This window comes from Microbacterium sp. B19(2022) (assembly GCF_012030385.1).
Lineage (GTDB): Bacteria > Actinomycetota > Actinomycetes > Actinomycetales > Microbacteriaceae > Microbacterium > Microbacterium oxydans_B.
The window spans coordinates 12949-23760 of the sequence record NZ_JAAUVO010000006.1 but is presented as its reverse complement, the minus strand read 5'-3'; the positions used below and the strand labels follow the sequence as shown (position 1 = coordinate 23760).

Genomic DNA, 10812 nt, shown 5'->3' with positions numbered 1-10812 from the left:
CGGGCCTCGGCCGGCATCCCGCGCGGACGTTCATCGAACCGGTACCGCTCGGCGACACGCCGTGCGCGACGGAAATGCTTGACGATGCCCGGCGGAGTTCGCTACCGTGTCCTCCGGATCGACGCACGAAAGGAGGTTACCGATGATGATGATTCAGCTCAACGCACAGGCCACTGGCCTTGCCGCGCCCGCGCACTCTGCGCTGCGCCCTGCGTTCTCGGTAACCGCCGGCGTCCGCATCAGCGCGCTCTCGTAGCAGCGCACCCCGAGAATCACGGCCCTTAGTGGGCCCTCTCCCGTCGGTGCACCCGCGCCCCACCCTCTGATCCGCATCCGGATCATGGATCTCGCCGCCCTTCGGCATCCGCGTTTCGTGGCTCCGAAGTGCCGCCATCCTCCGCACCCCTGGCGGCCTCGCTCGCCACGGAGGTGCGACGTCTTCTGCACCCGCATTTCACTTCTTTATCGAAGGACTTTCTCGTGAATACCACGTTGCGCCGCAACACTGCCCACCCGCCCGATACCGAGGACCGCGAGGTCTTCCAGATCCCCCGCGACGATGAACTCCGCCGCCTAGCCCTCACGGATCGCCTCTCTCTCCGGATCGGCCTCTGGCTGCTCCAACGGTCTCAGCGCCCGCGTCGGCAGCGTCGCACCGTGCACATCGAGTCGGCGGAGCTGCTGATCTCCGAGCAGCGCCGCCGCGCCGAACACGAGCTGGGCGTCCTCACGGCCTTCGCCCTGCAGCGCGGAATCCGCTGATCCTGTCGCCCGAGGGACGCCGAGTCCCGCATCTCCCGTGAATCCACACCAGTAAGGACCTGACATGACCATCGCTGAACCGACGATCACGCCGTTGATCGTCCCGACCTCGATCGATGACGGCACCGCGGCGGAGTTCCGGGCGTACGGAGAACTCAACCGCCAGATCTGCGACGAGCAGGTCGGGCTTCCGGGCCTCGCGCTGGAAGCGGCGCAGGTTCTGCCCGGCTGGCAGGACGACACCGACTCGCTGGACCGCGGCTTCGTCGCCCGTGTCGACGGCGAGATCGTCGGCATGGCGACGATCTCCTTCGCGCAGGAGGAGGAGGCGAATGCCGGCGAGATCGACATGCTGGTGCCGGAGGCGCACTGGGGTCACGGCATCGAGAATGCGCTGCTCGCGCGCTCCGAGGAGGAGGCAAGGTCACGCGGTCGCACTGTGCTGCAGCTGTGGAGCCTGCACCGGCCGGAGCAGGCCGAGCGCATGCTCGTGCCGCGGACGGGGTGGGGTCGCGTGCCGGCCACACCCCTGAGCGATCTGGCGGAATCCGCCGGATACACGCTCGAGCAGGTCGAGCGGAACAGCGAGTTCGATCTGCACTCCGACCCGGCGCTCCTGCGCACGGCGCTGGCGGAGGCATACGCCCATGCCGGTTCGGAGTACCGGACGGTGGAGTGGATGCTGCCGACGCCGCCGGAACTGCGCGCGGCATACGCCGGCATCCTTGCACGCCTGTCGACAGACGCCCCGAGCGGCGAGATGGACTTCGTCGCCGAGGTGTGGGACGCGGATCGCGTCGCGCGGCGGGATGCACGGATCATCGACTCCGGGCGCGTCGTCTCGGTCTCCGTCGTGCAGCACGTCCCGACCGGCGACATCGTCGCCTATAACGAGCTGCTGATCGGGACAGATCACACGGGTGTCACCCATCAGTACGGCACCCTGGTGTCGAAGGACCACCGCGGTCATCGGCTCGGGACGATCGTGAAGTGCGCGAACCTTCTGCGGTGGCAGGAGTTGATGCCGGAGTCGCCCGTCGTCTCCACGTTCAACGCGGAGGAGAACCGTCCCATGCTCAGCATCAACGAGAAGATCGGCTTCCGCGCGGTCTCGTACGCCGGGGGGTGGCAGAAGAAGCTCTGATGCCCGTGCGGGCCCGATCTCATTCTTCGGGATGAGGCCGGGCCCGCTCCGTCATCCGCCGGATCGACGACACCGGCCGGCCGGCTGACGAGAGTGGAAACATGAACATCCCCGTGATCGAAGCCCATGCCCTGACCAAGACCTTCGGGATGACACGCGCCCTCGCCGGAGTCGATCTCGCCATCAACCGTGGTGAGTCCGTTGCGATCATGGGCGCCTCGGGCTCCGGAAAGACGACCCTGCTGCACGTGTTGGCGGGAATCACCGCACCCGATGCGGGCAGCGTCCTCTTCCGCCCGGCAGAAGGCGCCCCCATCGAGGTCACCGCGCTCAACGAGTCCGCACGCTCCCGCCTGCGCCGCGAGCGGTTCGGCTTCGTCTTCCAGCAGGGCCTGCTGATCCCGGAGCTGACGGCGGTGGAGAACGTCGCCCTCGCTTCGATGATCAACGGCATCCGGCGCCAGGATGCCATCCAGCATGCGGCCTCCTGGCTCGCCGCCCTCGGTCTCGCGGGCATGGAGGATCGCCGGATCGGCGAGCTCTCCGGCGGTCAGGCGCAGCGCGTCGCCATCGCTCGCGCGCAGGCCACGGGCGCGGAGCTCGTCTTCGCCGATGAGCCGACCGGTGCACTCGACTCGCACACGTCCTCCGAGGTCATGGACGCCCTGCTGTGGTCCACCACGAGCCAGGGCCGCACTCTCGTCGTGGTCACCCATGACCCCGAGGTGGCCGGTCGCTGCACTCGCACCCTCGCCGTCCGCGATGGCCGCATCGTCTCCTCGGCGGTGACGGCGTGAACCGCAACGTCCTCGCTCTGCTGCTGCGCCCGGCGCCCGGGCAGAACAGCGTCCTCGCCCTCCCCGTCGTCGCCTTCGGCGTGGTGACCACGCTGGTGCTGACCGTGATCGGAGGCGCCCAGTCGTTCTGGGCCTGGACCGATCCGGAGGCTCCGATCTATCAGGCGCTCGCCGCCATCGCCCTCGTCCTCCTCGTCGTCCCGCTGATGTCTCTCGGCGGGGCAGCGGCGCGACTCTCCGCCCGCCGCCGTGACGAGCGCCTCTCGACTCTCCGGCTGCTCGGGGTCTCCCCTGCCGGCGTCACGGTCGCCACCGTCACCGAGTCCGTTCTCGTCGCCGCTGCAGGAGCCCTCGCCGGCGTGGTCGGACACGTCGCATTGAGTCCGCTCATCGGCCTGATTCCGTTCCGTGGTGAGGCACTCGGCTTCGGTGCGGTCGTTCTTCCTCCACTGCAGATCGCCATGGTGCTCGCCGGCGTCCTCCTCCTCGCATCGACGAGTGCGGTCATCGGGCTCCGTCGCGTGGTGATCTCGCCCCTCGGGGTCCGCACCCGTGCCACGACAACCAACGTGCACTGGATCCGCGCATTGATCGCTGCGGGCACCATCGCGATCGCTGTCGTGCTCATCAAGGTCTTCCCGTCCATCGGCGGGCTGGTCACCACCATCGTCGTGCTGGCCGGACTGTTCGGTGCCGCGCTCGCGGTGCTCAACGTCGTGGGCCCGTGGGTCCTCAAGGTGTCGGCATCGCGACAGCTTCGCCGGGCCGAACAGCCGGAGCGGCTGCTCGCCGCGCGCGTGGTCCTGGATTCTCCCAAAGCCGCGTGGCGGCAGGTCGGTGGCATCGCGATGGCGAGCTTCATGGCCGTCTTCGCCGGAACGGGCGTGGCCCTGATGAACGTGATGACCGGATCGGAGGCGGCCGAGGCCGACATCGCCCTGGCCACCGATATCCGCACAGGTCTCGTCATCACCCTGATCGGGTCGTTCCTCATGGTGGCGGCATCCGTCGGCGTGAACCAGGCGTCCGACGTGCTCGACCAGCGCGAACTGCACCGCAGCCTCCACCACCTGGGCATGCCGCTGGAGACCGTGGACCGTGCCCGGAGACGTGCGATCATGTCCCCGCTGCTGATCACGGCGATCGGCTCGGCTCTGGTCGCGGCCGTCCTCGTGATCCCGCTGCTCGGCATCGCACTGATCACGGCGCCGCTCTCGCTCCTCACGATCGCGGCGGTGGTCGGTGCGGGGATCGGGATCGTCTGGGCGACCACGTGGGCCACGCGTCCGCTGCTGCGGGGAGCGTTCCAGACCGCATGACCGTCCGCGACCCCCGCTGACCTGCTCGTTCCGGTACAGGTCAGCGGCGTCGCTGGCAGGACGGGCAGAAGTGCGAGCCCCTGTTCATGAAGCTCTCCCGCACGATCGCCTTTCCGCAGCGCGGACACGGCTTGCCCTGCCTGCCGTAGGCGTTGAGAGAGTGGGCGAAGTAGCCCGCCTGACCGTTGACGTTGACGTACTGCGCGTCGAAGCTGGTTCCGCCCTCCGCCAGGGCCCTCGCGAGCACGAGCCGCACTTCCACCAGCAGTCGGCGCACAGCCTGCGTGGACAGGTGGTCGGCAGGTGTCTCCGGATGGATGCGCGCAGCCCAGAGAGACTCGTCAGCGTAGATGTTGCCGATCCCGCTCACGACGCCCTGGTCGAGGAGAACACGCTTGATCGCGCTTCCCCTCCGTGCGAGCGCGACACCGAAGGCGCGATTATCGAAGGAGGGATCGAGAGGATCGCGGGCGATGTGCGCGACCTGGGTGGGGATCCGCGATCCGTCGTCATCGATCAGCGCATCGACGGCGAGCGAGCCGAAAGTGCGCTGGTCCGCGAACACGATCGCCAGCTCGCCGTGCACGGGATGCTCGACGCCGATGCGGATCCGTTCATGACGTTCCGCGTCGGCATTCGGCGCCCGCAGCAGCATCTGACCACTCATACCGAGGTGAGCGATCAGCGCGGAATCCTCGTCGTCGAGAGGGAGCCAGAGGAACTTGCCCCGGCGGGATGCGGCAGTGAAGGTCCGGCCTTCGAGCCTGCCGACGAAGTCCGCGGCCCCGGCGACATGCCGCGTGAGCGCTCGCTCGTCGAACACGCTCACCGACGTGATGACCGATCCGACCGCAGCCGGCTCAAGACCGGCTCGGACGACCTCGACCTCGGGAAGCTCAGGCACGCTCGCTGAGAGTGCGCCAAGCGCTGAGGGCCGCCGCCATCTCTGCGGTCTTCTTGCTGCTGCCGCGGCCGGTCATGCTGACGTCGCCGACCGACACCGTCGCGATGAACCGGCGGTCGTGATCCGGTCCGCTCGCCTCGACCGAATACTGCGGCGGGGTCGCGCCGACACGGGCAGCGAGCTCCTGCAGACTGGTCTTCGGGTCCATGGCCGCGCCGTAGCGCTCCGGATCGGCGAGCAGTGGCTCCGTGAGACGCAGCACGAGCGCGGTGGCAGCCTCAGGACCGGCCGACAGATACGTGGCACCGATCACGGCTTCCATCGTGTCCGCCAGGATCGAGTCCTTGTCGCGACCGCCGGTCTGCTCCTCACCGCGCCCCAGCAGCAGATGGCTGCCGAGGTCGATGCCCCGAGCCACCTCCGCGAGAGCGACGGTGGACACGACGCTCGCACGCCGCTTCGCCAGCTCGCCCTCGTCGAGGTCGGGGTGCGTGGTGAAGAGCATCACCGTCACGGCCTGACCCAACACCGAGTCGCCGAGGAACTCCAAGCGCTCGTTGTGCGGGATCCCGCCGTGCTCATACGCGTAGGAGCGGTGGGTGAGGGCCAACTCCAGAAGCTCCGCGTCGATATCGACGCGGAGCTTATCTGGGAGAGGTCTCGTCCCCCCGGGGACCTCCGTCACGGTACGCGACTCAGACGTCGGCGACCTTGCGGCCCTTGTACTCGAGGAAGAGCTCGGTGCCCTGCGAGTCGGTGACGACCTTCGCCTGGTGGGGACGGCTGTAGACGACCTCACCGTTCTCGATGGTCTTCACGAGGGCGACGGGAGCCGCCTTCCACTGCGCGCGACGCGACCGGGTGTTCGAACGGGAAACCTTGCGCTTCGGGGGGTTACCAGCCATGACTAGCTCTCTTCTTTCTCGGCGGCACGAGATTCTTCCGCGCCGTCTTGGTCTGTGATGTTCTGGAGCGCGCTCCACCGAGGATCGATGGGAGCCACCTGCTCCGTTCCGGTGCTCACGGCCAGTCGTTCACCCGTTTTCGGGTCGAGACCCGGGCAATCCGGCTGACACACCGGCTGAAAAGGAAGCGACAATACCGCCGCATCCCTGACGAGAGTTTCAAGATCCACGTGGTCGTCTTGAACCTCGAAGTCAGTTTCTTCCTCACCAGGATACGCGAAAAGCTCCTGGAACTCGACTTCGACGGGCCGGGCGATGTCGATCAGGCATCTGCCGCACACGCCGACGTACTCCGCTTCGGCTGTTCCGGAGACCAGAATGCCCTCGTGGACCGACTCCAGACGCACATCGAGATCGATGTCCGAGCCTGCGTCGAAGGTGACGATCCCCTCCCCCCACGTCTCTTTGAGAGCCACGGTGAACTCGTGTTCACGCATCTCTCCCGGACGTCGGACGATGTCACGGACGGGGAGCACGAAAGGGCCGTTCATTCGAGAGCGCACGGTTCCATGCTACTCGGCTGCACCTGCGGCCGGGCTGACCGTCACCCTCCAGGAGGACTCAGATCCCGCGTCCGCCGGTGTCGAGGAAGTCGGCCACCGCAGGCGGGACGAACGGTGTGACGTCGCCGCCGAGCGATGCGACCTGGCGCACCAGCGAGCTCGAGACCATCGCGTGCGACGGATCCGGCAGGAGGAACACGGTCTCGATGCCGGCGAGGTGGCGGTTGACGATCGCCATCGGGGATTCGTAGGCGACATCGATCTGCGAACGGATGCCCTTCACGAGGACCCCGGCGTCGACATCGCGGGCATAGTCCACGAGCAGTCCCATGCTCCATGACCCGATCACGATGTTGCCCGGCATGCCGTCTTCGGCGATCGAACGCTCGAGGAGGGAAAGCCGCTGCGCGATCGGGAGCATCGCCTCTTTGCCGGGGTTGTGCACCACCAGCACGTGCAGTTCGTCATAGAGGGCTGCGGCCCGGCGGATCACATCGAGATGACCCAGGGTCGGCGGATCGAAGGAACCCGGGACGACGGCGATCCGGCTGCTCATGCCACCAGCCTAGGGCAGGAACGAAGCTCAGTTCTTCGCCAGGGCCGCCCGATCTTCGTCGGTCACTCGCCGCGCGATGGCCTCGCGAAGACCCGGGTGGTGCTGGAGTGTCGGGTCGTCGGCGAGGATCGTCTCGGCCACCTCGCGGGCACGCGTGATGAGCGCTGCATCCTTGACGACACGCAGCAGTTTGAGCGACGAGCGGACGCCGGCCTGTGCGGCACCGAGCACATCGCCCTCGCCCCGCAGCTCGAGATCGACCTCGGCGAGGGCGAACCCGTCGAGCGTCGCCGCGACGGCGTCGACTCGGTCTCGCGCGAGGGAACCGGATTCCGCCTCGGTGACCAGCAGGCAGAGTCCGGGAACGCCACCACGGCCCACGCGTCCGCGCAGTTGGTGCAGCTGAGAGACACCGAAGCGATCGGCGTCGAGCACGATCATCGTGGAGGCGTTGGGAACGTCCACGCCGACCTCGATCACGGTGGTGGCCAGCAGCAGGTCGATCTCGCCGCGGGCGAAGGCCTGCATGACGGCATCCTTCTCGTCAGACGGCATCCGACCATGCAGCACGGCGCGACGGATCCCGCCGAGGGTGGGATGCGTCGCGAGAGCCTCGTCGAGCTGTACCACACCCCACCGGGGACCGGACGCGCCTTCGGGGACCAACGCGGAGGGCTCAGCCGCCTCAGCGGTCCTCTTCGTCGTGTCGATCGCGGCGCAGACCGCGAACACCTGCCGCCCCTGGGCGATCTCCTCTGCGGCGCGCTCCCAGACGCGGTTGAACCATCCGGGGTGCTCTGCCAGCGGCGCGACGAACGACTCGATGCCCGCACGTCCGGCCGGCATTGTGCGGATGACGGATGTGTCGAGGTCGCCGAACACGGTCATCGCGACCGTTCGCGGGATGGGCGTCGCCGTGAGCACCAGCGCGTGCGGACTCGACCCCTTCGCGCGGAGCGCTTCCCGTTGCTCGACCCCGAAGCGGTGCTGCTCGTCGACCACCACGAGGCCGAGGTCGGCGAAGGTCGTCTTCTCGCCCAGCAGCGCATGCGTGCCGACGACGATGAGCGCCTGCCCCGAGGCGACCCGGAGCGCCGCCTTGCGTCGCTCCGCGGCCGGAAGCTGGCCGGTGAGCAGCGTCGGCATGAGCAGCGGCGCGAGATCGGGACCGAGCATCTTCGCGATCGAGCGCAGATGTTGTCCGGCCAGCACCTCGGTCGGTGCGATCAGCGCCGCCTGCCCGCCGCTCTCGGCCACCTGCAGCATCGCCCGCAGCGCCACCAGCGTCTTTCCGGAACCGACCTCACCTTGGACGAGCCGGTTCATCGGCCACGACCCGACGAGGTCTGCGGCGATCTGCGCCCCGACGGTCTCCTGATCGGGCGTGAGCGTGTATGGCATCGCGGCGTCGAATCGCTCGAGGAGGCCTCCCGGCCCCGCGGGCCGCGACGTGGCGGAGAGCGCGCGCACCGCGTCACGCTGCTGCAGGAGCGCAGTCTGCAATGTGAGCGCCTCGTGCATCCGGAGGGTGCGAACGGCCGGATCGATGTCGTTGCGCGTGCGTGGGCGATGGATCCGCTCCAGCGCCTCGTCGGCTGTGAGCAGTTCCTCGCGCTCCCTGATTTCGGCCGTCAACGGGTCGGGCACCTCGACGAGATCGTCCAGCACCCGTCCGATGAGGCGGGCGATCTGCCACGTTTGGATCGCCGAGGTCGCCGGGTAGATCGGGATCGGAACCGCCGCACGCGCATCCGCGCTGCGCCGGGCGGAATCCTCATCGTCGAACAGCTCGTACTCGGGATGCGCGAACTGAGTGACGCCGTTGAACTCCCCCACCTTGCCCGAGAAGACTCCGCGGCGGCCGACCGCGAGGTCTTTGGAACGCCACTCCGCCGCACCGACGTTCTTCGCGAAGAACGTGAGGGACATCCGTCCGATCCCGTCGCCGATGACCACGTCGACCATCGCGCCCGGCCGATTGCGCATCCGTCGGAAGCTCGAGGACAGGACCTCGGCGACGATGGTCACCGTCTCGCCGAGGGGGAGGTCGCGGATCGGCGTCAGCTCGCCCGGATCGGCGTAGCGACGCGGATAGTGCGAGAGCAGGTCGCCCACGTTCTGCATGCCGAAAGCTCGTCCGAGCGTCTTGGCAGACGCCGCACCGAGCGCATCCTCCAACGAGGAATCGAGCGTGAGCGACATGCTCCGAGTCTAGGGAACGCGACCGACACCGCCGACACCCGGGCTGTCGTATCGTGAAGTGGTGACGAGGATCATCGCAGGCGCCGCCAGAGGCGCACGCCTGGAAGTGCCGGGTATCGGCACGCGACCGACCAGCGACCGGGTGCGGGAATCGCTCTTCGGCGCACTGGAGGCGCTGAGCGCCATCGACGGCGCGCGCGTTCTCGACCTGTATGCCGGTTCCGGCGCCCTTGGCCTCGAGGCGCTGAGCAGGGGCGCCGCCAGCGCGGATCTCGTCGAGCGAGGCCGGCAGGCGGCAGCCATCGTCCGCCGCAACGCCGCCGTCGTCGCCAAGGCCGGAGGCCTGTCGGCCGGTCGGGTGCACGAGGGCGCGGTCCATGCGTTCCTGCAGCGCGCGGCCGGGCCCTTCGACCTGGTCTTCACCGACCCGCCCTACGATCTCGACGATGCAGCCATGACAGCCGACCTCGTCGCCCTCGCCCCGCTGCTCTCCGCAGACGCGGTCGTCGTCGTCGAACGCGCGCGCCGCTCCACTCCTCCCGACTTCGGCGCCGCAGGTCTGGAGCTATTCCGGGAGAAGGGCTACGGCGACACCACGCTGTGGTGGGCGGAGCCTGCGGCCGACGAGAGGTCGTCAGCGGACGATCAGCCCGAGACCGAGTCCCAGTCCCGATAGGGATCCCATCCGCTGATGTCGACGGGAAGTCCGTCGCACAGCAGATCCTCGTCTCCGCTCGGAATGACCCGTCCGATCACGCGGAACCCCGGCGGGAGCATTCCTTCGGAGAAAGTGGCGAGCAGCGCGTGGTCTTCTCCGCCGGCGATCGCACGCTCCGGATCCGTGCCCAGCGCGGCGCGGTCGAGAGCGATGGTGACCCCCGACGCCGCGGCCATCCGACGGGCGTCGAGAGCGAGTCCGTCGGAAATGTCCATCATCGCGGTCGCACCGACCGTCGCCGCCACGGCGCCGAGACCGATCGGGGGCGACGGGCGCAGTTGCGCGGCCAGCGCAGCGGACTCCCCCGCGGCCAGCTTCGCGACATCAACCGGCACGGGGGCATCGCCGTCACGGAAACGTCCGAACAGCACGGCGAGTCCGTGTGCCGCGTTGCCCAACTCACCGGCGACGGCGACGACGTCTCCGGGACGGGCGCCGCTGCGGGTGACCGGAGCGCGACCTTCGAGATCTCCGAGCGCTGTCACCGCGATGGTCAGCACATCGGACACTGTCAGGTCACCGCCCACCACCGCGCAGCCCGGCGCCAATGCGGCACATGCCTCGCGGAAGCCGTCAGCGAGACGCTCGACGAAGGAGAGACGCAGATCCCGGGGAACGGCCAGGGCGACGAGCAGAGCGGTCGGGCGTGCGCCCATCGCGGCGACGTCCGCAAGGTTCACGGCCGCGGCCTTCCACCCGAGGTCATAGCCGCTGGACCACGCGAGGCGGAAGTCCGGCCCGTGAACGAGTGTGTCGGTCGTCGCGACCACGCTGCCCGAGGGCGTCGCGATCACGGCCGCATCATCACCCGGCCCGATCAGGGTGTGCGCGCCCGGTGCGGTGCGGCTCAGGATCGCCTGCAGGATGCGTCCTTCGGAGACATCGCCCAGGCGCGGATCATCGGCTTCGGGTCGGGAGGGCATGCTGTCAAAGGTAGCCTGG

The 10812-nt window shown here is 68.6% G+C and carries 12 protein-coding genes; 5 read left to right on the top strand and 7 right to left on the bottom strand.

From position 1 onward, the window contains the following. Positions 1–480 precede the first annotated feature (480 nt). From HCX50_RS06710 to HCX50_RS06695, 4 genes are all read left to right on the top strand, one after another. Positions 481–762 carry a hypothetical protein gene (locus HCX50_RS06710; protein ID WP_091036053.1) on the top strand — a complete coding sequence of 94 codons (282 nt, stop codon included), beginning with the start codon at positions 481–483 and terminating at the stop codon, positions 760–762. Positions 763–826: 64 nt separating this feature from the next. Next, positions 827–1906: a GNAT family N-acetyltransferase gene (locus HCX50_RS06705; RefSeq protein ID WP_167633414.1), complete on the top strand. Its 1080-nt coding sequence runs from the start codon at positions 827–829 to the stop codon at positions 1904–1906. Positions 1907–2007: 101 nt separating this feature from the next. Continuing rightward, on the top strand, positions 2008–2703 hold the full coding sequence (locus HCX50_RS06700) for an ABC transporter ATP-binding protein (protein ID WP_091036047.1): 696 nt from the start codon (positions 2008–2010) through the stop codon (positions 2701–2703). Next, a complete protein-coding gene (locus HCX50_RS06695; protein WP_091036045.1) occupies positions 2700–4022 on the top strand; it encodes an FtsX-like permease family protein in 1323 nt (440 codons plus the stop codon). The genes HCX50_RS06700 and HCX50_RS06695 overlap by 4 nt, the downstream gene beginning before the upstream one ends. Before the next feature lie 40 nt (positions 4023–4062). On the opposite strand, the gene mutM is transcribed toward HCX50_RS06695, so the two are convergent. From mutM to HCX50_RS06665, 6 genes are all read right to left on the bottom strand, one after another. Further along, positions 4063–4926: a bifunctional DNA-formamidopyrimidine glycosylase/DNA-(apurinic or apyrimidinic site) lyase gene (gene mutM / locus HCX50_RS06690; protein WP_167633413.1), complete on the bottom strand. Its 864-nt coding sequence runs from the start codon at positions 4924–4926 to the stop codon at positions 4063–4065. Next, a complete protein-coding gene (gene rnc, locus HCX50_RS06685; protein WP_091036039.1) occupies positions 4919–5611 on the bottom strand; it encodes a ribonuclease III in 693 nt (230 codons plus the stop codon). Before rnc ends, mutM begins: the two co-directional genes overlap by 8 nt. A 10-nt stretch (positions 5612–5621) precedes the next feature. Continuing rightward, positions 5622–5831 carry a 50S ribosomal protein L32 gene (gene rpmF, locus HCX50_RS06680; protein ID WP_091036036.1) on the bottom strand — a complete coding sequence of 70 codons (210 nt, stop codon included), beginning with the start codon at positions 5829–5831 and terminating at the stop codon, positions 5622–5624. 2 nt (positions 5832–5833) lie between these two features. Next, complete coding sequence (locus HCX50_RS06675; RefSeq protein WP_167633569.1) at positions 5834–6382, bottom strand: YceD family protein; 549 nt, start codon at positions 6380–6382, stop codon at positions 5834–5836. A gap of 70 nt (positions 6383–6452) precedes the next feature. After that, a complete protein-coding gene (gene coaD / locus HCX50_RS06670; protein WP_091036031.1) occupies positions 6453–6950 on the bottom strand; it encodes a pantetheine-phosphate adenylyltransferase in 498 nt (165 codons plus the stop codon). A 27-nt stretch (positions 6951–6977) separates the two neighbouring features. After that, positions 6978–9152: an ATP-dependent DNA helicase RecG gene (locus HCX50_RS06665; RefSeq protein ID WP_167633412.1), complete on the bottom strand. Its 2175-nt coding sequence runs from the start codon at positions 9150–9152 to the stop codon at positions 6978–6980. A gap of 61 nt (positions 9153–9213) precedes the next feature. On the opposite strand from HCX50_RS06665, the gene rsmD reads away from it, so the two are divergent. Next, entirely contained in the window at positions 9214–9828 is a 615-nt protein-coding gene (rsmD, locus tag HCX50_RS06660; protein WP_167633411.1) for a 16S rRNA (guanine(966)-N(2))-methyltransferase RsmD, read from the top strand. Here rsmD and thiL read toward each other — a convergent pair. After that, complete coding sequence (gene thiL / locus HCX50_RS06655) at positions 9798–10793, bottom strand: thiamine-phosphate kinase (protein WP_167633410.1); 996 nt, start codon at positions 10791–10793, stop codon at positions 9798–9800. The genes rsmD and thiL overlap by 31 nt on opposite strands. Positions 10794–10812 lie beyond the last annotated feature (19 nt).